Annotated in this window: 26 protein-coding genes and 1 tRNA gene; 10 read left to right on the top strand and 17 right to left on the bottom strand. The window is 65.8% G+C overall.

The window, feature by feature from the left end:
- Window positions 1–960 (bottom strand): serine hydrolase domain-containing protein (locus A5779_RS21715; RefSeq protein ID WP_064885522.1); only part of this gene is annotated, 960 nt, incomplete at its 3' end.
- A gap of 63 nt (window positions 961–1,023) precedes the next feature.
- Window positions 1,024–1,572, bottom strand: coding sequence for a DUF1062 domain-containing protein (locus A5779_RS21710; protein ID WP_064885520.1), 549 nt, complete (start codon window positions 1,570–1,572; stop codon window positions 1,024–1,026).
- 273 nt (window positions 1,573–1,845) lie between these two features.
- Between A5779_RS21710 and A5779_RS21705 the strand changes: the two genes are divergently transcribed.
- On the top strand, window positions 1,846–2,901 hold the full coding sequence (locus tag A5779_RS21705) for a DNA polymerase III subunit beta family protein (protein ID WP_064885518.1): 1,056 nt from the start codon (window positions 1,846–1,848) through the stop codon (window positions 2,899–2,901).
- Window positions 2,902–2,972: 71 nt separating this feature from the next.
- Window positions 2,973–3,482, top strand: a complete 510-nt coding sequence (locus A5779_RS21700; RefSeq protein ID WP_064885516.1) for a hypothetical protein — start codon at window positions 2,973–2,975, stop codon at window positions 3,480–3,482.
- 88 nt (window positions 3,483–3,570) lie between these two features.
- On the opposite strand, the gene A5779_RS21695 is transcribed toward A5779_RS21700, so the two are convergent.
- Genes A5779_RS21695 through A5779_RS21680 form a run of 4 tightly spaced genes read right to left on the bottom strand, consistent with a single transcriptional unit; the run spans window position 3,571 to window position 7,820 of the window.
- Complete coding sequence (locus A5779_RS21695; protein WP_064885514.1) at window positions 3,571–3,990, bottom strand: DUF6262 family protein; 420 nt, start codon at window positions 3,988–3,990, stop codon at window positions 3,571–3,573.
- Window positions 3,987–5,996, bottom strand: a complete 2,010-nt coding sequence (locus tag A5779_RS21690; protein WP_236734844.1) for a tyrosine-type recombinase/integrase — start codon at window positions 5,994–5,996, stop codon at window positions 3,987–3,989. The genes A5779_RS21695 and A5779_RS21690 overlap by 4 nt, the downstream gene beginning before the upstream one ends.
- Complete coding sequence (locus A5779_RS21685; protein ID WP_064885512.1) at window positions 5,983–7,095, bottom strand: tyrosine-type recombinase/integrase; 1,113 nt, start codon at window positions 7,093–7,095, stop codon at window positions 5,983–5,985. Before A5779_RS21685 ends, A5779_RS21690 begins: the two co-directional genes overlap by 14 nt.
- A complete protein-coding gene (locus A5779_RS21680) occupies window positions 7,092–7,820 on the bottom strand; it encodes a hypothetical protein (RefSeq protein WP_064885510.1) in 729 nt (242 codons plus the stop codon). Before A5779_RS21680 ends, A5779_RS21685 begins: the two co-directional genes overlap by 4 nt.
- A gap of 268 nt (window positions 7,821–8,088) precedes the next feature.
- Here A5779_RS21680 and A5779_RS21675 point away from each other — a divergent pair, with 268 nt between their 5' ends.
- Together A5779_RS21675 and A5779_RS21670 are read left to right on the top strand one after the other, a co-directional pair.
- Window positions 8,089–9,186, top strand: coding sequence for an ImmA/IrrE family metallo-endopeptidase (locus tag A5779_RS21675; RefSeq protein WP_064885508.1), 1,098 nt, complete (start codon window positions 8,089–8,091; stop codon window positions 9,184–9,186).
- A gap of 18 nt (window positions 9,187–9,204) precedes the next feature.
- Window positions 9,205–9,546, top strand: a complete 342-nt coding sequence (locus A5779_RS21670; RefSeq protein WP_064885506.1) for a hypothetical protein — start codon at window positions 9,205–9,207, stop codon at window positions 9,544–9,546.
- Between the two features lie 9 nt (window positions 9,547–9,555).
- On the opposite strand, the gene A5779_RS33115 is transcribed toward A5779_RS21670, so the two are convergent.
- Window positions 9,556–9,843: a hypothetical protein gene (locus A5779_RS33115; protein ID WP_236734843.1), complete on the bottom strand. Its 288-nt coding sequence runs from the start codon at window positions 9,841–9,843 to the stop codon at window positions 9,556–9,558.
- A gap of 513 nt (window positions 9,844–10,356) precedes the next feature.
- Between A5779_RS33115 and A5779_RS21660 the strand changes: the two genes are divergently transcribed.
- Window positions 10,357–11,226: a hypothetical protein gene (locus A5779_RS21660; RefSeq protein ID WP_131811674.1), complete on the top strand. Its 870-nt coding sequence runs from the start codon at window positions 10,357–10,359 to the stop codon at window positions 11,224–11,226.
- Window positions 11,227–11,297: 71 nt separating this feature from the next.
- On the top strand, window positions 11,298–11,942 hold the full coding sequence (locus A5779_RS33895; RefSeq protein WP_131811673.1) for an Rv0361 family membrane protein: 645 nt from the start codon (window positions 11,298–11,300) through the stop codon (window positions 11,940–11,942).
- Between the two features lie 23 nt (window positions 11,943–11,965).
- Here A5779_RS33895 and cwsA read toward each other — a convergent pair whose 3' ends face one another.
- Complete coding sequence (cwsA, locus tag A5779_RS21650; protein ID WP_064885500.1) at window positions 11,966–12,364, bottom strand: cell wall synthesis protein CwsA; 399 nt, start codon at window positions 12,362–12,364, stop codon at window positions 11,966–11,968.
- Between the two features lie 153 nt (window positions 12,365–12,517).
- Here cwsA and A5779_RS21645 point away from each other — a divergent pair, with 153 nt between their 5' ends.
- Window positions 12,518–13,045, top strand: coding sequence for a peptidylprolyl isomerase (locus A5779_RS21645; RefSeq protein WP_064885499.1), 528 nt, complete (start codon window positions 12,518–12,520; stop codon window positions 13,043–13,045).
- An 85-nt stretch (window positions 13,046–13,130) separates the two neighbouring features.
- Here the strand turns inward: A5779_RS21645 and A5779_RS21640 are convergent, their stop codons facing one another.
- Together A5779_RS21640 and crgA are read right to left on the bottom strand one after the other, a co-directional pair.
- Entirely contained in the window at window positions 13,131–13,547 is a 417-nt protein-coding gene (locus A5779_RS21640) for a PH domain-containing protein (RefSeq protein WP_064885497.1), read from the bottom strand.
- A 155-nt stretch (window positions 13,548–13,702) separates the two neighbouring features.
- The gene (crgA, locus tag A5779_RS21635; protein ID WP_003883285.1) at window positions 13,703–13,987 is read right to left on the bottom strand and encodes a cell division protein CrgA; all 285 of its coding nucleotides are present in this window, start codon (window positions 13,985–13,987) and stop codon (window positions 13,703–13,705) included.
- Between the two features lie 94 nt (window positions 13,988–14,081).
- Between crgA and A5779_RS21630 the strand changes: the two genes are divergently transcribed.
- Window positions 14,082–14,831, top strand: a complete 750-nt coding sequence (locus A5779_RS21630) for a DUF881 domain-containing protein (protein WP_055119247.1) — start codon at window positions 14,082–14,084, stop codon at window positions 14,829–14,831.
- A 100-nt stretch (window positions 14,832–14,931) separates the two neighbouring features.
- Entirely contained in the window at window positions 14,932–15,606 is a 675-nt protein-coding gene (locus A5779_RS21625) for an aminodeoxychorismate/anthranilate synthase component II (protein WP_064885495.1), read from the top strand.
- Here the strand turns inward: A5779_RS21625 and pknB are convergent.
- The 7 genes from pknB to A5779_RS21590 form a co-directional block, all read right to left on the bottom strand.
- Window positions 15,584–17,455 (bottom strand): Stk1 family PASTA domain-containing Ser/Thr kinase, encoded by a 1,872-nt coding sequence (gene pknB, locus A5779_RS21620; protein WP_064885494.1) that lies wholly within the window; start codon window positions 17,453–17,455, stop codon window positions 15,584–15,586. The genes A5779_RS21625 and pknB overlap by 23 nt on opposite strands.
- Window positions 17,452–18,714: a protein kinase domain-containing protein gene (locus A5779_RS21615; protein ID WP_055119253.1), complete on the bottom strand. Its 1,263-nt coding sequence runs from the start codon at window positions 18,712–18,714 to the stop codon at window positions 17,452–17,454. The genes pknB and A5779_RS21615 overlap by 4 nt, the downstream gene beginning before the upstream one ends.
- A gap of 22 nt (window positions 18,715–18,736) precedes the next feature.
- Complete coding sequence (gene pbpA / locus A5779_RS21610) at window positions 18,737–20,215, bottom strand: D,D-transpeptidase PbpA (protein ID WP_064885492.1); 1,479 nt, start codon at window positions 20,213–20,215, stop codon at window positions 18,737–18,739.
- Window positions 20,212–21,627 (bottom strand): peptidoglycan glycosyltransferase RodA, encoded by a 1,416-nt coding sequence (locus A5779_RS21605; protein WP_064885491.1) that lies wholly within the window; start codon window positions 21,625–21,627, stop codon window positions 20,212–20,214. The genes pbpA and A5779_RS21605 overlap by 4 nt, the downstream gene beginning before the upstream one ends.
- Window positions 21,624–23,144 carry a PP2C family protein-serine/threonine phosphatase gene (locus A5779_RS21600; RefSeq protein ID WP_064885489.1) on the bottom strand — a complete coding sequence of 507 codons (1,521 nt, stop codon included), beginning with the start codon at window positions 23,142–23,144 and terminating at the stop codon, window positions 21,624–21,626. The genes A5779_RS21605 and A5779_RS21600 overlap by 4 nt, the downstream gene beginning before the upstream one ends.
- Before the next feature lie 58 nt (window positions 23,145–23,202).
- Window positions 23,203–23,670: an FHA domain-containing protein FhaB/FipA gene (locus A5779_RS21595; RefSeq protein WP_055119261.1), complete on the bottom strand. Its 468-nt coding sequence runs from the start codon at window positions 23,668–23,670 to the stop codon at window positions 23,203–23,205.
- A 131-nt stretch (window positions 23,671–23,801) separates the two neighbouring features.
- Window positions 23,802–25,310, bottom strand: coding sequence for an FHA domain-containing protein (locus A5779_RS21590; protein ID WP_064885487.1), 1,509 nt, complete (start codon window positions 25,308–25,310; stop codon window positions 23,802–23,804).
- 274 nt (window positions 25,311–25,584) lie between these two features.
- Here A5779_RS21590 and A5779_RS21585 point away from each other — a divergent pair.
- Window positions 25,585–25,667: transfer RNA gene (locus A5779_RS21585), tRNA-Leu, on the top strand.
- Window positions 25,668–25,717: the final 50 nt, after the last annotated feature.

Genomic DNA, 25,717 nt, shown 5'->3' with positions numbered 1-25,717 from the left:
CGGTAAGCGGGTGACGAGATCTGGGCCTTTGGTGTGTGCGGTGGTTGCCGCTTTCAGCGTGGCGGGATTGAGAATGCGGTGGTCGTCGACGGTTCCGATCAACGCTGCATAGAACCGCGCGAGCCCTCGCGCGGTGCAGATGCCGTTGGTGGAAGGCAGCTCGGCGACTTGTTCGGCTGGATCATTGTGATCGAATGCTGGCTCAACGCAGCCATACGCACGTCTGGTCAGCGATGTGGGATCGCTGAACGCAGCGGCGAGATCGCGAAACGGCTCAGGCAAGTCATCCAAACTTGGCTGGTGGGAGGAGTCAAAGTCCGCCGGAGGCAGGACAAGTCGGCTGACTCTGGATAGATCTGTTCGCGGTAGCCCAATGTGGAAGTCCAGCCCCAGCGGTTGGGCGATCTCGTCATGAAAGAAGCGGCCCAGGGATCTCCCTGTAACTCGGCGCACGACCTCGCCGATCAGAAAGCCAAAGGTCAGCGCGTGATAGCCGTGCTGCGCACCGGGTTCCCACAGCGGGCGTTGGGCGGCCAAAGCGTCAACCATCGGCGTCCAAGCCAGTGCGTGATCGCGAGATACCGGATGGTCCAGTGCCGCCAGACCAGCCTGGTGAGTGAGTAGCCACCGAATGGGCAGCGACTGCTTGCCCGCGGCGGCGAACTCCGGCCAGTAAGTGGCAACCGGCGCATCGAGATCGAGCTCGGCGCGCTCGACGAGCACCAGAGCGCACGCGGCTGTCGCAGCTTTGGTGGTGGAATACACGATCTGAAGAGTGTCTCGTTCCCATGGCCGGCCCGTCTGTGGGTCGGCTGTCCCGGCCCACAAGTCAACTATCGGCTGGTCATCCCGATAGACGCTCAGGGCCGCGCCGATCTCGGCTCCACCAGCGAAGTTAGCCTCGAATGCGTCACGGACAGACTCGAACCCGTTGGCAACCCAGCCGCTGACTACCGGCATCCGACGCACCTCCAATCGTCTCGACCACCTTGCCATCCGCGTAACCCAGTCTCCAAAGGATGCTCAGTGCTTGAGTGTGAAGGCGAAGTCACCGGACAGCTTGCCGCTGAGCCGTTGTGCCGAAACGACCTTGCCTTCGGCGATTAGCTTCTCGGCCTCGGAACGCGAGATACCGAAACCTTCAGCGATCAATCGCGCCGGCCGGACCGGGATGCGCGCCGCAAAGCGGACGGAGACATCGATCACGTCGTGGTCGAGGTGATCCGATCCGTCGGTGTCGAGGCGCCAGGCGTTGTTCCAGTCAAGTGCGATGCGATTGCGGCGTTGCAGGACCGGATCCTGGAGGAGCTCAACCGTCAAGTCAATGTCGTTGTGGTGCAGCCTGTCTAGCAGCTCAGGTTGCACGGATCGCACGCTCACCCGTTCCAAGACCGACAGTTTCGCAGTATTCCCGCACGCGGTACAGAGCACGAGGAGCCATGCGTCGATGAGCTTGTGGTTTGCGTTGACGCGAAATTTGCCGCTTGCCCGGAAGTGCTCGGACGTGCACGCCTGGCAGCGGCGGTCGACGAGGGGCAGGCAGGTGGGCACGACCGCCCAGTTTTTGAGCACAGAAATACACCTGTTTCAGTGAGAAGTCCGCACCAAAAAGACGCGCGGCGCACGCATGTGCGACGCGTGATCAATCAGCGCTTGGGAGGTCTCACACGGTGTACAACGGCATATTCTCCGACTAGACGACTTGGCTCGGCAGCATGGTAGTAGCTCTCAGCGACTCTGCACCACCGGTTTTCGAGCGCTAAAGGCTAAGTGAGTGGGCGAGACGTTGTTGACGGCTGTCGCCGCGGTTGACATTCAAGTTGGTTGAGGCCCGACGATGTTCGGATGGCTGACCCAGAGTTGATGTCGATCGGTGCATTCGCCAAGCTCGCCGGACTGACTGCGAGTGCTTTGCGGTTTTATGACGATGCAGGCGTGCTTCATCCCGAACAGGTTGACCCGCTCACGGGGTACCGGCTCTATAGCGAGTCGCAGCTCGTTCGTGCCTCGCAGTTGCGTCAGCTGCGTGAGATCGGGATGCCGCTGCCCACCATCGGCAGGTTCTTGACCGCCAGCACCCAGGAGGCGGCGCTGCTGATCGACGATCAAGTCGCCAAGGTCGCCGCGGAGGCGACCGGAATTCAACGAGCCGCCACGACGCTCAAAGCGTCCCTCGGCGAGGAGACTCGCCTCAGCATTTGCGCGCTCTCGGGTCCGGTCCTCGCGGCGGCCATCGACCAGATCGTAGCCACCACGATCCACGATCCCGACATCCCGGTCCTCAATGGTGTACGCCTGGAAACACAGCCGGACGCCGTCACGCTGATCGCGACCGATCGTTACCGCCTGGCCACACGGACCCTGGTGCCCAACCGGCCGTCTGCCGCTTCCTGGGCAGGGACGCTGGCCGGCGATGACCTCCAGGCGGCAGCCTGGCGGCTTCGACGAACCCCAGTCGTGACGCTGGAGGCAAGCGAAGGAAACCTTGGCCTCCGCATGGTCGACACCGTCGCGCACTGCCGTCTGCTGACCGAGGTCTTCCCTGACCACAAGCTCCTGGTCAGTTCACTTCCCCCCGTGGCACATCGCGTCACCGTCGAGAAGCAGAACCTCCTCAGGACCCTGGAGCGAGGGGCGCCAGAGAAGGTCGGCCTTCGGATAGCGGCCGACCGGCCGAGCCTCCTGCTGCCCGAGGGCGCCGTGGAACTCGACGGAACCGCATCCGGCCCCGACCTGACGGTCTGGTTCGAGCTGACCACGTTGTACCCAGCCGTGATCCACGCACTCGGCAGCGACTTAATGCTCGACCTCCGCGGGCCCGACCAACCAGCCACCGTCCGGTCGGCCGACGACGGCGACTTCACCACGCTCGTCATGCCGTGTCTGAATTCTTCGTCGTGACTTAACACCGCGATCCGAACGACGGCCTGAAAGCCGTAATCACCCTAAACCGAAAGGACAGAACAACTCTCATGACCGCAAACGCCACCTCGCCCGACCCAACAATGGAAGCCATCACCACAGCAATTCTCCTCGGCCGCGACGGCGACAGCGAGTCGGCTCGACGCGACCTGCTCGCGATCTGGAAACAAGTCGGAGTGACAGGCGACCCGTTCCACCGCTGCACTCTCGCCCACTACCTGGCTGAACTCCACGAAGATCCCGCCGTGGCACTCATCTGGGATGTGCGTGCTCTCGATGCCGCCGAGGTCCTCAGCGACGATCGAGCCCAGCAGTATCACGCCAGCCTTCACGTCGCCGGCTTCTACCCGAGCCTCCATGTCAACATCGCCGACAAGCTCCGCCGCCTAGGCGCGTTCGAAGCAGCCTCCGAGCACATCAACAACGCCGAGCAGCACATAGCGTCGCTCGACGACGATACGTACGGAAACATGATCCGAGCAGCCATCACCGAGGTCCGCCACGCCGTCGACAACCGCGACACTGCCCGCCGTGCGTCCGCGCCCGGCGCGGCCCGGTGACCCCAAGAACGCGCCGCTGACGGTCGAAGGGCGCCGTCGGCTCATCGAGCGGAGCTGTAGCGCAGCCTCCACTTGGGCGAGCAGTTGGTCACGATGACGGTGTCGCCGATTGTGTTCGCGTCGAGCGCTGTTCTAGGACTCGGCTGCGCAGGGCTTCGTTCTCGGCGCGTAGAACCGCGACCTCCTCGGTGAGGTCACGGTTACGTTGCACGGCCACAGCAAGTTTGGTGCGCAGCGACTCCACTGTCGCCGAGCTGGCTGTTGATGTCGAGGTGCGGCTGGCGGCAGGGCTACGTCGCTCTCGGACTTCACGCCGAAGGTCGGGGTGCTGATACAGAAAGCTGGTCGACACTCCCGCGGTGCGGGCCACCGAGACGAAGGTGATCGGCTGCCCGGTGGCGTGCAGTTTGGTGATGGCTCTGCGGGCTCGGGCCGCCGCGTCGGCGGTGCGGGCCGCTGCGGCTTCGGCGAGACGGGCGGTGCGGAGTTCTCGGTCGTCGGCGGTCATGATGTCTCCAGTGGGGCGTCCGGATCGATTTCGCCGATCAGCTTGGTGACTTTGTCGAGCATCGTCGTATTCAGCTCCGCCGCTTCGGTGTCGCCGCGTTCGGCAGCGTCGGCAGCGAGGCGTTGGAGCTGGTCTCGGTGAGCGATGTGGGTTCCGAGGAAGACGCGGCCGCCGGGGTCGTGGAACGAGCAGTCCAGGCAGGGATTGGGCCGAAACTCGCAGCGTTGCGCCGACGGCAGCGTGCAGAACCCGTTCGGCAGGGCCGCGGTGAAGCGTGCGCGGAGCCGTTCAACACCCGCGTCGCCCTCGGAGCGGCTCTCCGGCTTGTTGTCCCAGAATTCGCGTGATTTGCGGGCAAGTGTGTCGTCGGTGATCCGCGCGTATGTCGAGGTCATGGTGTCGCTCTGATGGCCGAGGAAGTCTCGGACTTCTTGTTGAGTCCATCCGTTGTTGAGCAGCGTCATCCCGACGGTGTGGCGGAAGCGGTGGACGTCCCCGCCGGAAATCGACTCGCCGGTGGTCGTCGACGAGGTGATTCCGTGTTCGCGAAAGAGGGCTGAGAGGCGGTGTCGCAGACCGCTGGTGGACCAGGACTGGGTGCGGCCGGCGGTCGCGTTCGATCGTGCGCCGGGAAACAGGTGCGTGGCATCGGGTCCGTAGATGTCTCGAACACGGGTCTGCTGCGCCAGGATCACCGTGGCCAAGGTGTCCGGGATGGGAAACCGGCGCCAGGAATTGGTCTTGGTCATCCAGTATTCGATCCAGTGCCCTCCGTCCGAGTGGTGCAGGCAGTCGAGCGGGAGGGCCACCAATTCGGAGATTCGGCATCCCGCCCATCGGGTCGTGGCGATCATCGCCCGTAGCGTCGGGTCGGTTTCGGGGTTGTCGACGATCAGGGTGTCGATGCGCTCGATGACATCGGGCGGGAAGGGGCGAGGGTTGCGGGTCTTTCGGTGGACGTTCTCTCCGCGGCGTAGAAACATCGATGATCCCAGGTCTGAGACGAGCCCGGTGTCGTGCAGCGACTCCAGTAGATATGCGCCGGTGTTAGCCAACCGAGGGTCGGCGTCAGTGTCGCTACGCCGTGTCCAGGCCAGATAGTCGAGGAACACTGAACGGGTCACATCTGATGGATCGGGGACCGTGCCGTCGTGGGTGAGGAATCGGGCGAGCTGGCGGGTTGCGCGCACCCACTGGGTCAGCGTTCCCCAGGACAAGGTCGCCGTGGTGAGCTGTTGTCGTGCAAGCTTTTTGACGGCATCCTTCAGCCATGGCACCGGCACCGATGACCAGTCGACGGCGGTGTGCGTGGATCCCGATTGGGTGGCATCGAGGACGAACTCGAAGCCGTCGCGCCAGAACCAATGATCGTCCGTCCACGGGTCGGGATTGGTTGCGCCGTCGAGCAGGCGGAAGAAACGCCGGATGTAGGGTGCGCACAGCGAGTCGAATTGGCTCTCGTACGGCCAGTGCTGTCGGCAGAGCAGAAGCCAATCGTGCACGGGCCGTTCGGTCAGTGAGTCCGTGATCCGGCCCTGGGCGGTGTCGACGAGCACCACGAGGACTCGTCGGAGGCTGGCGTTGGGCGTCCAGTCTCCCCTCCCGACTTTGGTGGCCACGACGAACCGGATTTCGTCGGCAGCGGTCGGTGGGAGCCGTCGGAAGTCGACCATGCGGGTGGAAGGGCGTCCGCGCGGCGGGCCCACCGGTGTCGACTCGGTCTTGGCCCAGGCGTTGAAGTCGGCGGGCTGGCCGGCGCGAAACCATTGGAAGTAGTGCGCGTAGCACAGCCCGGATCTGGCGGCGGAGTTCTCGCGGGGGCCGCCCAGCCAGTACCGCTCGCCGCCACAGTCGTCGACCGCGCACGGCTCCGCAGCCTGCCTGCGGCGATCCCCGGGCACCTCGACCACCTGCCAGGTTGGCTGGCACCACGGGCCGTCGGGCACCCGCAGTGACGGGCGGAAAGCCGTGGGGGCGGAGTTGCTTCGGGATTCACGGCGTGGCATCACCGGCTCCGTTCTGCGGTGCCCGCCAGACCAGATGTTCGGTGCGGCGCAGCCGGTCGGCCAGATCATCGCCAGCGAGGTGGATGTACACGTCGGCGCTGGAGGCGTGCGATTGCCCGAGCCGGGCGGCGATCTCGGCGGCCGTCCATCCCGCCCGCGCCAGGGCCGTGGCGTGAGTGTGCCTCAGCGTGTGGGGATGCAGGTCGTCGATGCCTGCGGACGTGCCGATGCGCTCCACGAGTTGGTAGGCGTTCGAGTACGACAGCGGGCCGCCCACCGGAGGTCGGGACAGGTTCACGAATACGTAATCGCTGTCCACACCGGTGATTTCGCCGAGCAGGTAGGCGGCGTACAGGTCGAAGAAACGGCGGGGTGCGTCCACGGTGAACTGCGCTCGCTGCTTGGACAAGGCCCCGTTCTGGTTGTCTTCCCGGCGGCACACCCGCACTCGTCGGCGCATCGGGTCTAGGTCGCCGTGGTGCAGCCCCAGGGCTTGGCCCACCCGCAGCCCCAGGTCATACAACGCCGAGAGCAGCAGCCGGTCCCGGTCAGTGGATGCTGCCTCCAGTAGCCGGGTGAAGTCGGTCTCGAAGTCGATCACCTGTACCGTCTCTGCCGCAGACTTACCGCGCCTGACCAGCCGTGAGATCTCACTTGGGCGCCGCTGCTTGACGTGCGCGAGGAAGCTGTGCGATCGGCGCGGCAGCCTCGATGGGTTGCGGGTCAGCACCAACTCGGCCGGTCCCCGGCCCTCCACGCGGTGGAACTCATAGAACTCACGAACACCCGCGCTGACAGCCTTCACTGTTGCCGCTGACCGGCCGTTACGCCAGGTCTGCAGCGGCGGCAATCCCACCGACAGCGCCCCCACAAAGTCGCACAGCCCGTCGAAGGCGACGGCGTCCCAGGCGATTCCGCGTGCGGCAAGCCACCGGTAGAACAGGCTCAGATGCCGTGCATAGGACCGGACGGTGTTCTGTGAGCGTCCCACTGCCCGCAACCAGTGCAGGAACTGCTCGACCTCTCCGATCGGCAACCCATGGTCGTCGACCACCGTCCACGACGGTTGCCCGTGCACGGTCACCGGTGCCGCCCTCACTGGGCGTCCCCGGCGTCCTTTGAGCGCTGCGGCGGTTGAACCTCGATACCCGGCCGGAGACGGTCGTCTGCGTCGCGGGCCGCCAACGGTGCCACCGCATGCATGTCGGCGGGCAGTTCTGCCGGTAGCCACTTCATTTTGCGTTTGCGCCAGGCCGCGAGCTGGGCTTGGGCTTTGGCCATGGGAATTTCGAATCTGTCCCAGTCGACGCTGGGGGCGCTGACCCAGATCCGGCGGATGTGCGTATCGGTGTAAGGGTCGTAGTCCCACGTCAATTCGCAATGCGTGGGATTACCTATCAGACCCGAGGTTTCGGCATCGATGAGCCGCAAGGTTTCGGAGTCCTGGTTGCAGAACGCGGTGCGTCGTGCATTGGTCGGTTCCATCTCGTAGTGGTGGATGGCCATGTAGGTCTTGCCGTGGCTGCTGATCATCGGCCACCGATGCGGTTTCGACACGATGTGACCGGGCGGGTGCATGCCCTGCGTGCCGAGCCATACCGCAGTGCTTGCCGCGGTGAGAGCGGCGACATGAGAACCGCGGAGCAGCCCGTGCAACTCGGTGCGCAGATGCGCAGCGTGCCGCTCGGACAGGGCATTCCAGTCATCGACAGCGGCAAGGAGCAGCGCTCCCACCCCGGTAGTGACCTGCCGCAGCAAGCGGGTCGCCTCCTTACGCGACACCGCGCGGTCCCGCGGCTCGGAATCCTCAAAGAGCGCCGTCACGACTGCACCTTTCGATTGAAAATCTTGCCCAGAATCGTGCTGACCGTGGTAAGGTTTGCCGCGTGCGCCACGCCGTACCAGCACATCTGCGTATCGACGGCGAGATGAGCGCTACGGTGAGCTTTGAGTCACACCAGCCACTCTTGTCGCAGGTCGAAAAGCCGCAGAATCGAGAAAGACGCAGATCACACGGTGTTTCTGCAGGGCGCCGGCTCGACGGAGGGTTAGTGTCCAGAAACGAGCACCGAGACGGATGGGGAGTTGATCTGTGACGGCACCGGAGCCCTACGCTGAGGCGAACAACGTGATGGTGCAGCTGACCAGACTCGCCTGCGGCTGGTCGAAGAAGAAGTTGGCCGACCAGGTCGGTGTATCGGCGTCACACGTGAGCAAGGTCGAATCCGGTGTCCTGCCTCTGGCCGGGAAAGCCCTGCTCGATTACGCGAGAGTGCTGCAGTGCCCACCGGAGGCGTTGTGCGTCCCGTTCACCCGGTCGCCGGCCGAAGGCACCCACTTCCGCGCCAACGCCAGCACCGCGGAGTGGAAACGTGACCGTGTCTGGGCGCGAGCGAACCTCATCGCGATGCGGTTGGGGCGTATCGGCGCCCGCGCGGACCTTAACCCCGTGCTCTCGCTGCCCGAACTCGACCCCGCTGACTACGCCGCCGAGCACGGCGAAATCACCGCCGCGCAGGTGCTGCGGCGCCTCTGGCGGGTGGCCGGTCCGATCCGCTCTATGGCCGAATTACTGGAAGCTGCAGGGATTTTCGTCGTCCTGGAAGATTTCGCCGACCGCGAGATCGACGCTGTCACCCTGCGGGCAAACCAGCACCATCCGCATCTGGTGTACGTCAACGCAGCCTTGCCGCCTGACCGCATGCGGATGACCCTCGCCCACGAACTCGGCCACCTCGTGATGGACGCGATGACCTTGGTCAGCCCAACAGAGACCGAACGCCGTGCCACCGCGTTCGCCGCCGAATTCCTGGCGCCCATCGACGACATCGCGTTCGATCTGGACCGGGTCTCCATTCGCACCGTCCACGAACTCGACGAGCTGCGCCTGACCTGGGGCGTGAGCGTGTCGTCACTGGTTATGCGTGCCCGCGAACGCGGCACCTTGTCCGACTATCAGTACCGATCCATGTTCCGGCTGCTCAACGAGACCGGCCGCATGTACGGGGCCCGGGCCGGCGTCGCCGCAGAACAACCCAAACTCACCAGCTCAGTGCTCAAACAACTCGTGGCGGCCGGATACACCACCAGCGAACTCGACGAAATCACCCTGCTCACAAGCACACAACGCGCTGACCTATTTGGCACCGCAAGCGATCAACCCGTCAGCCGACACCTCACCATGGTGTAAAGACGCCGAGGTTCGACCGTGGGCTGGAACAAGACACCTGTCCGCGACACCCAGTGGCGGGTCCATCCCTACTGGACCAAACAGTCCCAAGCACTCGAACAAGACCAGGCCGCAGGTGGTCGCGGTTGTCGCGTCATGCAGGACTGCGGTGCCCTCGGGCGGGTTATCCTCCGACGCCGCTACCTGCGTCTGTACGCCGAACTACGTTGGCAGACCAACAAAAAAGAATGCAGCCAGTTCCTGTGCGAGGTGTCAGCCGACAGCCGGGCTGCCAATCTAGCCGCAGCCTGGAAACGTGCTCACGAGCTCGGCCTGACAACGCCGAGCAGCGCGGCGGCCTCCGAGAACGTGCAGACCTGATCAGTCTGGCTACATTGCCTCGCGGTCGTGGAGCCGTCGAATGTGATCGTTGATCCAGTCGACGTCGACGATGGCGAGTACTTCGCATCGTCGCTTGCCGCAGACACAGCCGTGGCCAATCTCGTGATGGTGACGGCTCAGCTTCTCGAACTGGCGCAGCACATTGTCTCGTGATGCGAAGGCTGCGAGCATCTTCTTGCGGTAGTTGTCAGCGCGGTCCAATGCAGCGTTCAACTCGTCGGCGGTTTCTCCCCAACGGACCCGCACCTCGTATTCGTGGTCCCGAGCGGTCTTCAACGGGTCACCGCGGTGCTCATTGCATTGGCGGCATATCCAGCCCCGTACCAGCCCATGGGCGTTGCGGTCCGCCGACGCTAGACGTTCGGGCACGCTCAAGTCGCAGCACTCGCAGATGACCTGGTTGGGAGCCTCCATAAATCGACGATGCCATATCACTCCGACAGATCAGGCATACGCGCTCCCCAAGAACCCAAGGTCCATCGGCGCAAGAACGACGCAGGCCACCGCCAACACGTCGTCGCGGATCAGCTAGAGATAACTCGTTCACGACAGGCGCTTGCGCTCCGAACTAGCAGCCGTCGTGTACGTCGTGGATACCTTTGCGCCACCTAGAGATATCGAATCTCCTAGGCTCCACAATCAAAGTTCGGTCAAAGCGGTTCCGGTGACAGCCATCCGGGGCCGCTTTTCTTGTTTCCGACCACAGGCCGGCCATAACCTGCGTGCTTGAATGTGGCCGGGAGTTTTCGGGCAGTCGGGGGGCAAGTGGTGGTCAGCAGAATGGTGCGCGTGTTGCTCGCGCCGGTATTCGCAGCGGGGCTGATGTGGGCGTCCGTCATCGCGGGGCCCGTCTTGTCTGTGGCTCGCGCCGACATCCTGCATCAGGTGTGCCCCGACCCCGCTGCCCAACTTGATGCGTGGATACAGCGCGCGAACGATCACAACAGCCGGACCGGCTCCGTCAACGCCTACGACCATGCCGCTGTCGATGTGTTCAACGCGGAGAAGGTACAGCTCGAGGCCGACCGCAGCGCGCTGATGCCGCGTATCGACGCGTGCGACGCCGCAGTCGCGGTGCTGACGCCCAAGGACCCGTCAGGGCTACAGCTGGCCACGCCCACGGCAGCGCAACGGCTCGCGATCGACGACGCGAGGAAAGGTATCCCCGCGGGCTATCAGCCGCCGGCCGTCCGCAAGGGGGATCGGGAAACCATGCCCAAGGACGCGCCGGAACGGCCACTGTACGAAGCTCTGCGCGGAGACAGCTCGAGGAACGTGCCGAAAGATATCCACCTTGCCGGTGCGGCCGCGCCGCCGGCAGGAGCCCCCGACCCGGCCTATCCGGGACAGAAGATCGGAGAGACACCGGCCGGCGACGCGAAAGTCGTGCCGGACCACATTGTTCCGCTGGCGGAGCTGATCAAGCTTCCTGGTTTCCTGAAGTTGACCTCGGATCAGATGTATCTGCTGTCGCAGGTACCGCTGAACTTCCAATGGATGTCCTGGACTGCGAATACCGCCGAGTATTCGGGCAGCGCTGCACGCATGCTGCCCGAGGCGGACCGGAGCTGGGCGGGAAAACAGATACAGCTACAGAACGAGACCCGAAATCAGCTGCAGGACATCATCGACAACCTCGTGAGGGCCAACGGAGAGTGAGTCGGCTGGAGATCGGCTTCGATCAAGTGGCCGCCGAATTGACCGCAAAAGGCAAGGTGGAGTGAGGTGTGATGACAGGACCGACGTCACCGTTTGGTGGTGACCCGAACCGTCCCGGCGCGCCTGACTGGGCGTCGCCGCAACAGCCTTGTCCGCCAACGGGTTACGGACAGCCGCCGAGCTATCCCCCATCGGGATACCCGACGCCCGGCGGCGCCCCGCCGGTCTATGGGATTCCGCAGTCGGGATTTCCGCAACCGTGGCAGGGATATCAGCAGGAGCAGCCCGGAAGGAGTGCGGGCAGGTCGAAGTTGTTGATCGCGTTGGCGATCGCCGTGCCGGTGCTACTGATCCTGTGCGGTGTCGGCGGTTGGATGTGGTTTTCGGGGAGTCGGGAAAAGGGTGCGATCAAGGACGTCGCTTCTCAATTCGCCGAAGCGATAGACACCCAGGATCAGGACAAGATGCTGGCGACACTCTGTCAGGAGGAGCATGACCTGGTCACCGACGGCGACGGCTTCGACCCTGGCGATTTGGGTCCGGGGGCCAAGGACAACCGCCAGCCGTTCGAAGTCACGGGCGTCACGGTGAAAGACGATGTGGCGCAGGTCCAATTCCTGCGACCGAACTCCGAGCACTCCGGTTCGCTGTACTTGCGCAAGGAATCGGGCGCGTGGAAGGTGTGCGACCCGGCAGAGGCGCAGTTCAACGAATAGCCGGGCGCGCAGCGGCTACCGCGTCAGGGCTTCGGATTGACCTCGACGCTGGGCGGCAGCGGAGAGGGCTCGGGCCGAGTGGACCGCCGCACGATCGAGAACGTCACGGCCCCACCGGCAAGGACTGCCGCGGCGACCCCGGCGAGCACCAACCGGCGGCGACGTCGCTTGGGCTCGGGTGCTGCCGCCGCCTCCTGCAGTACCTCGGGCAACGCCGCCACCGCTTCCGCGGCGGCGGTGAGCTGACGGCGCAGCTTGCCCGAGTCGTAGCGCTTGCGCAGCCCGGCGGCAACGGCGGACACGGTGTTGGCGCTCAGGCCCACCACGCCGCGGGTCACGTCGACCGGACCGACAGCGCTGTATTTCAAGCCGCGGGCTAGGCGCTGACGGGGGGCCAACCGGGTATCGACGTTCGCGGTCATCTGGCACCTTTCTGGGCACTGGCGGGACACTGGCGACGGACCCGGGTGGGCCATCTGTCGGCTGAGATCCAGACTGCCATCTCTGCGCGGGTCTGGGGCGCTTGGTGGGGTATCTGACCCTCGCCGCGAACCGGGATGGCAGACTGAGTAGCCGTGACGAGCCCCATTCAGACCGCGACGGCGACATTGCACACCAACCGCGGCGACATCAAGATCGCACTGTTCGGAAACCACGCTCCCAAGACCGTGGCCAACTTCGTCGGCTTGGCGCAGGGCACCAAGGACTACACCACCGAGAACGCCTCGGGCGGCACCTCCGGTCCGTTCTACGACGGCGTCATCTTCCACCGGGTGATCGACGGCTTCATGATCCAGGGCGGTGACCCGACCGGTACCGGCCGTGGCGACGCAGGCTACAAGTTCGCCGACGAGTTCCACCCTGAGCTCCAGTTCGACAAGCCCTACCTGCTGGCCATGGCCAACGCCGGGCCGGGCACCAACGGCTCGCAGTTCTTCATCACGGTCGGCAAGACGCCGCACCTGAACCGTCGCCACACCATCTTCGGTGAGGTCGTCGACGCCGAGTCGCAGAAGGTGGTCGACGCGATCGCCTCCACCCCGACCGATCGCTCCGACCGCCCGACCGACCCGGTCGTCGTGGAATCGATCACCGTGTCATAACGGGCACTTCCCCGCACATACCAATGCGCGACGCCCCCGGACTCGGGGGCGTCGCGTGTTGTGTGGGGAATTTTCATTTCCGGGCCTAGCCGGTCGAGAAACCGGCCTGGGTGAGCGCGTCGAGGACGTCGAGCGGGTCTGTTCCCAGGTCCCACCGCGTGAGGACCTCCAGCCGGTCGTCGACCGTGTCGATCTCGAGCAGGCGGACCTTGCGGGCGATGCGACGGAACTCGGTGATGCGGATCTTCCGGATCTCATTGCGACGATACGTCCGGGTCCGCAGCCAACCGGCGACGGTGAGACTGTCTTGGTTGATTGCCAGTTTCGGCCGGGCTCGCCACGACAATGTTGCGAACGTGAGCAATCCCACCCCAGCTATGCCGGCAAGAACACGTCCGGGCGGGTCTGTGATCACGGTCACAGCTGCGATAGCCATCGCTAGTCCGGCTACGGCGCAACCTGCGACTCCAGCGGCCGGTGGGCTCCAATGAGTTTGCTGCACGGGTTCTTCACACCCTCTTACCGCGACTAATGGAGTTATCCACAGGTGCTATCCCCAATGGGGATGAATCACAACGATGTGATTGAGCATCGGCGGCGTTGCTGAGCTGGTAACGCTGAAAACGTAAGATGAATTCATTATCGTCTGCCCCCGGATCAGCGCCAGCGCATCGTGAGCAACAGCCCGGTGATCATGAAGGCAAAGGCGACCGCGTAGTTCCACGGACCCATATCGGCCATCCACTGAAGGAAGGACGGGGTGTCCACGGGGTTGGTCGCGGCGAGCTGGAAAACCAGCAGCCACAACAGGCCGAACAGCATGAGACCGATGAACAGCGCGACGAACCACACACTCGACGGTCCGGCTTTCACCTTGACCGGAGTCCGGCTCACCTGCTTGATGGTGAAATCGTTCTTCTTACGGACTTTGGACTTGGGCATGGGTACCTTCGCGGACAGTCGGCGTCACACGGTGCGACGATGAGGCAGGATGCCTCACGAGCCTAACGTAGCTGCACGTCCAGGAGAGACTGCGATGGACCAACCGGATCGATCCCCTTGGCGCTTCGGCGTCCCGGTGGTCTGCCTGGCCGCCGGTTTGTTGCTGGCCGCCACCCACGGGGTCTCGGGTGGTGACGAGATTCGCCGCAGCGACGCACCCCGGCTCGTCGACCTGGTGCGTGAGGCCCAACAGTCCGTCGACCGGCTCACGGCCCAGCGCGACTCGCTGGCCACCGAGATCGACAGTCACCACGGCGGATCGCCAGGCTCCCACGCGGCCCTCGAGGCCATCACCCGACGTTCGGCCCAGTTGGCCGTGGACGCGGGCACAGTGCCGATGCGTGGGCCTGGCCTGGTGGTCACCCTCAACGATGCCCAACGCGACGCCCAGGGGCGCTTCCCCCGCGACGCCTCCCCCGACGACCTCGTGGTACATCAACAGGACATCCAGGCCGTCCTCAATGCGCTGTGGAGTGCCGGTGCTGAAGGCATCCAGATGCAGGACCAACGCATCATCGCGACCTCGGCGCCCCGCTGCGTTGGCAACACCCTGCTGCTCAACGGCCGCACCTACAGTCCGCCCTACGTGATCACCGCGATCGGCGACGCCCCGGCCATGCAGGCCGCGCTCGCGGCAGCCCCACTGGTCACCCTGTACAAGCAGTACGTGGTGCGCTTCGGATTGGGCTATGTCGAGGAGCCCCGGGCCGAGGTAGAGCTGACGGGGCACACCGAGCCGGTGCGGATGCGCTACGCGAAACCTGCGGGCCCTGTCGGCTATTGATCTCTGTCTGCGCTGACTCTGCGACCAGGGCGCAAAAGTGCGAGTACAGACCGCCGTCACCGCAGAATCGATGCCCTGGATCATCCAGTAACCTGGGCCGATGCAGGTTCTGGTCGTCGACAACTATGACAGCTTCGTGTTCAACCTGGTCCAGTATCTGGGCCAGCTCGGGGTGGACGCGCAGGTCTGGCGCAACGACGATGAGCGCCTGGCCACCGAGGCGGACCTCGCCAAGGTGGCAGCCGACTTCGACGGCGTGCTGCTCAGCCCCGGCCCCGGCACCCCGGAACGGGCCGGCGCCACGATCCCGCTCGTACACGCGTGCGCGGCGGCAGGCACTCCCCTACTCGGCGTCTGCCTGGGGCATCAGGCCATCGGGGTCGCCTTCGGCGGCACGGTCGACCGCGCACCCGAACTGCTGCACGGCAAGACCAGCGTGGTGCATCACTCCGACGCCGGCGTGCTCAAGGGTCTCCCCGATCCGTTCACCGCGACCCGCTACCACTCGTTGACGATCCTGCCCGAGACCGTGCCGGACGAGCTCGAGGTGATCGGGCGGACCGACAGCGGAGTGATCATGGCGGTGCGGCACACCGAGCTCCCCATCCACGGCGTGCAGTTCCACCCGGAGTCGATCCTGACCCAGGGTGGGCACCGCATGCTGGCCAACTGGCTCGGCGTCTGCGGTGCCGCCCCGGAGGAACGTCTGGTGGCCGCGCTCGAGGCCGAGGTGGCCCACGCCGTAGCGGCGGCTACGACGCGAAGCTCAGCGTGACCTTCGCCCCGAAGTTCACCGCGCTGCCCGCCGGCGGACTCTGGGTGACGACGGCGTTGGTGCGCTGACCGCTGTCGCGGATGTCAGGCCCCTTGTCCAGTACCCCGGTCCAGCCGAGAGAGGTCAGTCGCGGATAGACGTCGTCCCAGACCTGGCCGACCAGGTTGGGCATGACGAACTGGTTGCCCTTGGAAACGTGGATCTGGATCGGCGTGTCCTTGGGAACCGACGTGCCGGCGGCTGGTTCGGTACCCACCACCTGCCCTGGAGACGCCGTGTTGTCGACGTCGATGACCACGGTGTTGGTGAAGCCCGAGGCGGTCAAAATCTGCTTACACACATCGGCGCTCTGACCCTTGCAATCGGGAACCGAGGTGTCCTCGGGGCCCGAACCCACCACCAGGGTGACCTCGTAGATGATCCCCGCGGTTTGGTTGGCCGGCGGGTTGGTGGCCAGCACCCGGCCCTTCTGCTCCGGCGTCGACGGGCTCGCCGATTCCTTGACCTTGTCGAACCCGGCGTCCTTCAGCTTCTGTCGGGCCTGGCTCGGGGACAGGCCGGCGACGTCGGGGATCTGGGCCTGCTCGGGTCCGCGGGAGACGTTCACGGTGATCTCGTCACCGGCGGCCGCCATGCTGTTGGCCCCCGGGTCGGTGCTGATGACGTACCCCGGCCGAATCTGGTTGTCCGGCTTGTCTTCGGTGCGGGTCTTGAACCCGCGGTTCTGCAGTGTGGCGACGGCGTCGGCCGAACGCTGACTGCTCACGTCGGGCACCTGCACGTCGCGTGGCTTGCCGTCGAACATGTTGATCGCGACCGTCACCACGACAGTCAGCACCGCCAGTACCGCGACGGCGATCAGCCAACGGGCCAGCGAGGCGTTGCGGTCGGCGGGGCGAGGCACCACCAGGTTCTGGGTGGGCGCAGCGCCACCCTGGGTCAGCATCGGCCCGGAGTTCATCATCGACGTCCGCTCGGCGTCGGTGAGCACCTTGGGTGCCTCGGGAGCCTCGCCGCTGTGCACGCGGATCAGATCAGTGCGCATGTCGGCCGCGGTCTGGTAGCGATTGTCCGGATTCTTGGCCAGTGCCTTGAGCACGACGGCGTCGAGCTCTGGGGAGATGCCCGTGTGCCGGCTCGACGGCGGGACCGGATCCTCGCGGACATGCTGATAGGCCACTGCCACCGGAGAGTCACCGATGAAAGGTGGTTCGCCCGTGAGGATTTCGTAGAGCACACAGCCCAGTGAGTACACGTCGGAACGAGCGTCGACGGTTTCCCCGCGGGCCTGCTCGGGCGACAGGTACTGCGCGGTGCCGATCACCGCGGCGGTCTGCGTGACGCTGTTGCCGGTATCGGCCAGGGCCCGCGCGATACCGAAGTCCATCACCTTCACAGCATTGGCCTTGCTGATCATGATGTTGGCCGGCTTGACGTCCCGGTGCACGATGCCGTGCTGGTGGCTGAAGTTCAGCGCCTGGCAGGCGTCGGCGATGATCTCGATCGCGCGCTTCGGCGGGATCGGACCCTCGGTGTGCACGATGTCGCGCAGCGTCACACCGTCGACGTACTCCATGACGATGTAGGGCAGCGGCCCGTTGGGTGTCTCGGCCTCGCCGGTGTCGTACACCGCAACGATGGCGGGATGGTTCAGCGCGGCCGCGTTCTGCGCTTCCCGGCGGAAACGCAGGTAGAAGCTGGGGTCGCGGGCCAGGTCGGCGCGCAGGACCTTGACCGCGACATCGCGGTGCAACCGCGTATCGCGTGCGATGTGGACTTCGGACATGCCGCCGAAGCCGAGGATTTCACCGAGTTCATATCGGTCAGAGAGATGCTGAGGCGTCGTCATTGCAGTATCTGTTCTGGTGCCTTCGGGACAACCTGAGCGGCGGCTCCCCTGGGCACGATCGCGTGGAATGCCAGGTCCGGCAACGCTGCCGGCGTTTGGTAGGGCGTCGTCTGGGTCACCGTGTCGGTGACGGTGGGCGGGGGTTGATCCTTGCGGTCCTGAGCATTGAGGACGATCAGGATGGCAATCACGATTGCCAGCGCGCCGAGTACCCCGGCGGCCCACAGCAGGGCACGTTGACCCGACGAGAACGTGCGTCGCGGGGCGGGCGCGGGCCGGTGTGCGGCCGTGGTCGGCCTGGCCCGGGTGGCGGTCACCGGGGTGCGGCCGCTGAGGTCCGCTGCGGCGCGCGCCTGCGCTGCCGACGGAACCGCCGCCGGGGCGGCCCGACCGAGCGTCGGAGCCTGGTTGGGACGCGGGGGACGACGACCGGAGCGCACCGCGGCGACCGCGTCGGCGAAGGGGCCGCCCGACTTGTAACGCATCCCCGGGTTCTTCACCAGGGTGATCTCGATCAGCTCGCGCACGTTGGGCGGCAGATCGGCGGGCAGCGGCGGCGGGGTCTCCTTGATGTGCTTCATCGCCACCGTCAGTGCACCGTCGCCGGTGAACGGCCGCTTGCCGGAGACAGATTCGTAGCCGACGACTCCCAGGGAGTACACGTCGCTGGCCGCGGTGGCGTCATGGCCAAGCGCCTGTTCGGGCGCGATGTACTGGGCGGTGCCCATCACCATGCCGGTCTGGGTGACCGGGGCGGCGTCGACAGCCTTGGCGATACCGAAGTCGGTCAGCTTCACCTGACCGGTTGGGGTGATCAGGATGTTGCCCGGTTTGACGTCGCGGTGCACGAGGCCAGCGGTGTGTGCCACCTGCAGCGCGCGCCCCGTCTGCTCGAGCATGTCCAGGGCGTGGCGCAGCGACAACCGGCCGGTGCGCTTGATCACCGAGTTCAACGGCTCGCCGTTGATCAGCTCCATCACCAGGTACGCGGTGCGGCCTTCGCCGTCCAGCTCGGTCTCGCCGTAGTCGTACACGCTGGCGATGCCGGGGTGGTTGAGCATGGCCACCGTGCGGGCCTCGGCCCGGAACCGCTCGACGAACTCGGCATCGGTGGAAAACTCGGCCTTGAGTACCTTGACCGCGACGCGCCGGCCCAGCCGGGAGTCGACAGCCTCCCAGACCTGACCCATGCCGCCCGTGGCGATCAGCCGCTGCAGCCGGTAACGCCCGGACAGCGTGACTCCAACGCGCGGGCTCATTTCTCGCCTCCGGCGAGGTGACTCATGACGCCTCCCGCAGTGCCGCCGAAATGGTGGCACGTCCGATCGGGGCGGCGAGTGCGCCGCCGGTGGCCGACAACCGGTCCCCGCCGTCCTCGATCAACACCGAGACCGCGACCTTGGGGTCACTGGCCGGTGCGAATGCGATGTACCAGGCATGCGGCGGAGTGTTACGGGGATCCGTCCCGTGCTCTGCCGTACCGGTCTTAGAAGCGATCTGCACGCCGGCGATGGCTCCCTTCTGCTGAGTCACCTGCTCGGCGGCGACCATCAAGTCCGTAAGTGTAGCTGCGACCTGGGGTGACACCGCCCGGCGCTCTTGGGCGGGGGCGGTGGTGGCGATCGTGGCCAGGTCGGGTCCTTTTAGGCTATCCACAAGATACGGGCGCATGGCGATGCCGTCATTCGCAATGGTGGCGGCCACCTGCGCATTTTGCAGGGGTGTCAAAGCGACATCCCGCTGCCCGATGCTGGACATACCCAGTGCCGCCGCGTCCGAAATCGGACCGGTGGTCGATTCGGCCACCTGTAGCGGAATGGTGGGCGGGGCTTCGTCGAGTCCGAACGCCTGGGCGGTGGACTTGAGTTTGTCGGCGCCGGTGTTGAGGCCCAGCTGAACGAACGCGGTGTTGCAGGATCTGGCGAACGCCTCACGCAGCGTCGCGGTGGGACCGGGGCCGCACGAGGATCCGCCGAAGTTCTCCAGCGTCGCGGTGCTGTCGGGCAGCGGGATCCGCGGCGCCGCGGTCAGCTGGGTATCCGGAGTGGCGCCGGCCTGAAGCGCAGCCGCGGTGGTGATCACCTTGAACGTGGAGCCCGGCGGATAGGTCTCCGAGATGGCGCGGTTGAGAAGTGGGGACTGCTCGTTGTCGCGTAACTGCTGCCAGGCCTCGCTCTGGGCGCCCAGGTCGTGTGTGGCGAGTTGGTTGGGGTCGTACGAGGGAGACGACGCCATGGCAAGGATCTTGCCTGTCGAGGGCTCCAGGGCCACCACAGAGCCCTTGCAGGGGCCGTCGTTGCAGCCGTGCTGCAGCGCATCCCAGGCGGCCTGCTGCACCTGCGGATTGATGGTGGTGTCGACATTGCCACCGCGCGGGTCGCGGCCGGTGAAGAAATCGGCCAGCCGGCGGCCGAAGAGGCGCTCGTCGGAGCCGTTGAGGATGGTGTCCTCGGCCCGCTCCAGCCCGGTACTGGAATAGCCCAGCGAGTAGAAGCCGGTGATCGGGGCGTACACCTCGGGGTTGGGGTAGACCCGCAGGAAGCGGAACCGGCCGTCGGTGGCCTTCGAATAGGCCAGCAGCTGGCCGCCTGCGGTGATCTGGCCCCGCTGGCGCGAGTACTCGTCGAGCAGCACCCGCTGATTGCGCGGGTCCGCACGTAGCCCGTCGGCGGTGAAAACCTGGGTGATCGTGGCGTTGGCCAACAGCAGCACGATCAGCACCATGATCGTGACTGCCACCCGGCGCAGGGAGGTGTTCATACCTTCTCGATCACCTCGGTGCTGGCCGCCGCGATCGGGGTGGGGTTGGGCGCCGGCGTGGTGGTGATCGGCCGCCGTGCGGAGTGAGAGATGCGCACCAGGATGGCCAGCAGGATGTAGTTGGCCAGCAGCGAAGATCCGCCGTAGGACATCCACGGGGTGGTCAGCCCGGTCAGGGGAATCAGCTTGGTGACGCCTCCGACGACGATGAACAGCTGGATGGCCAGGGTGGCGGACAGGCCGGCTGCCAGCAGCTTGCCGAAGCTGTCACGCACCGCGATCGCGGTGCGCATGCCACGGATGATGAAGATCGTGTAGAGCATGAGAACGCCTGCGAGCCCGACCAATCCGAGCTCCTCGCCGATCGCGGCGATGATGAAGTCCGTCGCTGCGGCGGGCACAGTGCCGGGTTGTCCGTTGCCCAGACCGGTGCCGAAGATGCCGCCGGTGGCGAAGCTGAACAGGGATTGCACCATCTGATAGCCGGCGCCGTCGGGATCGGCGAACGGGTCGAGCCAGGTCTCCACCCGCACCCGGACATGGCCGAAAACCTGGTATGCCACAACGCTTCCCGCGGCGAACAGGGTCAGCCCGATCACCACCCAGCTGAGGCGCTCGGTAGCCACGTAGACGAGCACGAGGAACGAGGCATACAGCAGAAGGGAAGTGCCCAAGTCCTTTTCGAAGACCATCACGCCCACCGAGGCGGCCCAGGCCAGCAGCAGGGGAGCCAGGTCACGGGGCCGCGGCAGGTCGAGTCCGAAGAAATGTTTCCCCGCACTCGTGAACAGATCGCGCTTGGCCACCAGCACCGCTGCGAAGAAGATCAGCAGCAGGATCTTGGAGAACTCGGCGGGCTGAATCGAGAAGCCGGGGAACTGGATCCAGATCTTGGCGCCGTACTGCTCGGAGTATCTCGTCGGCAGCAATGCCGGAATCACAAGGAGCACAAGGCCGGTCAGCGCACAGATGTACCCGTACCGGGCCAGCATGCGGTGGTCGGTCAGCAACGCGACCACGACGGAGAAGCCGATCACGCCGATCAGCAGCCACGTCATCTGCTGGCTCGCGGTGCCACCGAGCCCATCCGTCGCGGTTTCACCCTTGGCCAAGTCGAGCCGGTGGATCATGACCAGGCCCAGCCCGTTGAGCAGCGCCACGACCGGCAGCAGCAGCGGGTCGGCATAGGGCGCGAACCGGCGGATGGCCAGGTGGGCGACGCCCATCAGGGCGATGAAGGTGACGACGTAGCCGACGAGGTCCCAGCTCAGGCCCTGCTCCTGGTTGGCCTCGACGATCAGCAGCGCGATGGTGGTGATGAAGGCCGCGAACCCCAGAAGCAGCAGTTCCGCGTTGCGCCGATTGGGGAGCGGCGGCATGACGGTAACCGGCGACTGGGGTTGAGTCGTCATGACACGGCTCGGCAGTTCTTCCCCGGTTCTTGTGGTGGGGGCGGCAATGCGGTGACCGTCGGGGACTGTGTCGGTAGGACCGGGGCCGGGACAACGGCGGTCCCGGGCGCCGAGGATTCAGGCGCAGGCGTTTCGGGTGCCGGTGTCTCCGCGCCAGGTGCCGGAGTCGGCGCGACACCCGGAGCAGGTGACGGCGACGGCGACGGACTGGGCGGTGGGGTGGGCCTCGATGTCGTCGGCGCGGTGCGCGGCGCACACACCGGCAGGACGGAGCCGTGGGCCATGTCGTTGATCTGCTTGATGGCCTCGTCCTGCGTGCCGCCGGGCAGGCCGGCCGCCACCGAGGTGCGCTCGGACTGGCGCAGGTCGTCGACCGCCATCAAGCGGCAGTCGAGCCGGCTCCGGTCCTCGTCGACACCGATCAGCGACAGCTCGTTGCGGGCGTTCAGGCAGCCCAGGCGGTACGGCTCCTGCAGGGAGATGCCCAGAAACGAGCCCTGCACCCCGCGCATGATCGACACCGTGCCGTCGTGTGCGGCGACGTAGTAGTTGTTGCGGATGATCTGCCGCCCGATCGCCAGCCCGCAGATGAGCACCAGCACCAGCAGTACGGCGGCGATCAGTATCCGGCGTCGCGACCGCGGCTTGCGGTCCGGCTCGGCCGGCTGGGGGACCACTCGTTTCGGTTCGTTGCGGCGCGGGTTGAACGCAGAAGCCCGCCCGGCAGCGGTGTCCGGCGGCGCGCTCTGGTCGTCGTCCCCGGACACGGCACCGGCCAGAATCGGCTGGGTCTGTCCGTAGTCGTAGTCGACGACGTCGGCAACCACCACGGTCACGTTGTCCGGTCCGCCGCCGCGCAGCGCCAACTCGATCAACCGATCGGCGCTCTCGGCGACGTCCTCGATCTGGAGGGCCTCGTGGATGGTCTCGTGGCTGACCGGATCGGACAGACCGTCCGAGCAGAGCAGGTAGCGATCGCCGGCCTTGGCCTCACGCATGATCAGGGTCGGCTCGACCTCGTGGCCGGTCAGCGCCCGCATGATCAGCGAGCGCTGCGGATGGCTGTGGGCCTCCTCGGCCGTGATCCGGCCTTCGTCGACGAGGGTTTGGACGAAGGTGTCGTCCTTGGTGATCTGGGTCAGCTCGCCATCGCGCAGCAGGTATCCCCGGGAATCGCCGATGTGGAGCAGGCCGAGGCGGTTGCCCGCGAACAGGATCGCGGTGAGCGTCGTGCCCATGCCCTCGAGTTCAGGGTCGGCCTCGACGTGTGCCGCGATCGCCGCATTGCCCTGGGCCACGGCTGTGTTGAGCTTGCCCAGCAGGTCGCCGCCAGGTTCGTCGTCGTCGAGGTGGGCGAGCGCTGCGATGACCAGCTGTGAGGCCACTTCGCCTGCGGCGTGGCCGCCCATGCCGTCAGCCAGTGCCAGCAACCGCGCCCCGGCGTACACCGAGTCCTCGTTGTTGGCGCGAACCAGCCCGCGGTCACTGCGCGCGGCATATCGGAGTACGAGGGTCATGTTGTTTCTCGTGCTCCTCGCATGCGCAGTATCCGATCTGCTCCTCGCGTGCGCGGCGTCACGGACGCAACTCGATTACCGTCTTACCGATTCGGACCGGCGTCCCGATCGAAACCCTTACCGCTGTTGTCACCTTCGCCCTGTCAAGGTATGTGCCGTTGGTCGATCCTAGGTCCTCGACGTACCACTCCGAACCTCGTGGCGAGAGCCGGGCGTGGCGCGTCGAAGCGTAATCATCGGTGAGCACCAGAGTGGAGTCGTCGGCACGGCCGATCAGTACCGGCTGGGCACCCAATGTGATGCGGGTACCGGCCAGTGCGCCCTCGGTGACCACCAATTGCCGCGCGATGTGACGTCCGTCCCGACTCGGCAGCAGAGAGCCGCGGAGGGCCAATCCCCGGCGCACCATCACAGCGCCCGTGGGCGCATAGATATCGGTCCGCAGGATGCGCAGCACCGACCAGATGAACAGCCACAGCAGCAGGAGGAATCCGACACGCGTCAGTTGCAGCACTAACCCCTGCATCTGACGTCCTCTCCGTATCCGCCCCACTGGTATCGCTCAGCTACCGTCGGCAACGTCACGATACTTGGACGGCGTTCGCCGTGAGGGCGAAGCGGGGTGCTTGCCACTCAGGTGTGTCCGGTCTCAGACGCTCAATGCACGCGCACGATGATCTCGGAATGGCCCAGCCGGATCACGTCGCCGTCGGCCAACTGCCACTCCTGCACCGGTGCGTTGTTCACCGTGGTGCCGTTGGTGGAGTTGAGGTCTGACAGCAACGCGACCTGGCCGTCCCACCGGATCTCGAGATGCCGGCGTGACACCCCGGTGTCGGGCAGACGGAACTGTGCGTCCTGACCGCGGCCGATCACGTTGGCGCCCTCACGGAGCTGGTAGGTGCGGCCGCTGCCGTCGTCGAGCTGCAGCGTGACTGCAGCGCCACCTGCGGCATAGTCACCGCCGCCGTAGCCGCCCTGCTGGGCACCGTAACCGGGCTGGCCGCCCTGCGGTGCGCCGTAGTCGCCGCCGCCGAAGCCGCCCTGCTCGCCATAACCTGCTGCGTCACCGTAGCCAGGCTCCGCGTAACCGCCGCCCTGCTGGGGCTCGGCGTAGCCGCGGCCATAATCCTGCGGCTGGCCGTAGTCCTGGCGTCCGTAGGACTGTCCGCCGCCGCCGCCGTAGCCGCCCTGTTCGGGGTAAGCGCCACCCTGCTCCGGGTAGCCGCCGCCCTGGCGGGGGTCCTGACGTCCGTAGTCGTAGTCGCTGGCGCCGCCGTAACCGGGTTGGCCACCCGGCGGGGCCTGCGGGGGCTGGCCGTAGCCACCACCCGGCTGTCCGCCGTAGCCGCGGTCATAACCACCGCCCGGCTGGCCGCCTTGCTGGCCGCCGTAGCCGGCGGGCGGGCGCTGCTGCTCGTAGGACTGCGGGGGGTAACCGCCCTGGTCGGGGTAGCCGCCTTGATCGGGGTACCCACCCTGGTCGGGGTAGCCGCCTTGATCCGGGTAGCCACCCTGGTCGGGGTACCCACCGCGGTCGCCGCCGCCGTATCCGCCGCGCTGCGGAGGGTAGCCACCCTGATCCTGCGGGGGATAGCCGCCTTGATCCGGCGGGTACTGCCCGCCACGGGGGTCATCCTGCGGGTGGCCGTAACGGTCGTCGTAATAGTCGTCGCCGGGCCGCCCTTGTCCCTGGCCGCCGCGGTAATTCGGGTTATCGGTCATAGGTGGTTCTCCTGATTCTGCGGTGAACGCATGGTCGCCTTGGGCTCGCGCGGATTCGCCAGCGGTCGAATCGGGGTTAACCGCGCCATGTGCGCGGAACTGTCCGGTGTGCAAGTTCGGTGATTGCTCGAATCTAACGACCACATCACCATACGTTTGCCACCCCTGATCACGAATGAATCCCCCCAGATGTTTGGCGAACGCGGTCGAGGTCAGGTCAGTATCGGCGCTTACTTTCTTATAGTCAGTGCCACTGAGCGTAATTACGTAGTCGTTCGGTGCCAAAACTCGTCCACCGGCCACCGTACGGGCTCGGGACTCGGCTTCCCGGCACAACGCCGTCTCTACTTCCTGGGGCACAATCGAGCCGCCGAAGACCCGGGCGAACGCATCGCCGACGGTCGACTCGAGTTTGCGTTCGATGCGGTCGACCAGACCCATGTCACCGCCCGCCTTTTCTCGTTGTCGTACGTCGCCTCGGCACGGCCACCCGTGCTCCCGCGTGTCGCTCTGGCCACACTGCTCACAAGCATGGTATCGGCCTGGTGCCGTAATGCGGGACCAACAGAACTCTGAGAATCCGATCGATGCAGGTCAGTGACCTGATCTAGATGAGGTTAAGGGTTTTCTGACAGTTTGACGGCCGCCTGATCGGCCCGCTGATCGGCTGGTTTGGGAACGGCGCGCTCGCAGTGTTACGCTGCCTCGGTCATTCGGGCGAGTGGCGGAATGGCAGACGCGCTGGCTTCAGGTGCCAGTGTCCTTCGGGACGTGGGGGTTCAAGTCCCCCTTCGCCCACAGAGAGCGGTTCTACGAACTGCAACTCAAAGGCCGCGAACCCGGTTGGG

Origin of the sequence: Mycolicibacterium peregrinum, assembly GCF_001665625.1 — a bacterium.
GTDB classification, from domain to species: Bacteria; Actinomycetota; Actinomycetes; order Mycobacteriales; family Mycobacteriaceae; genus Mycobacterium; species Mycobacterium peregrinum_B.
This window is presented reverse-complemented; position numbering and strand designations above follow the sequence as displayed.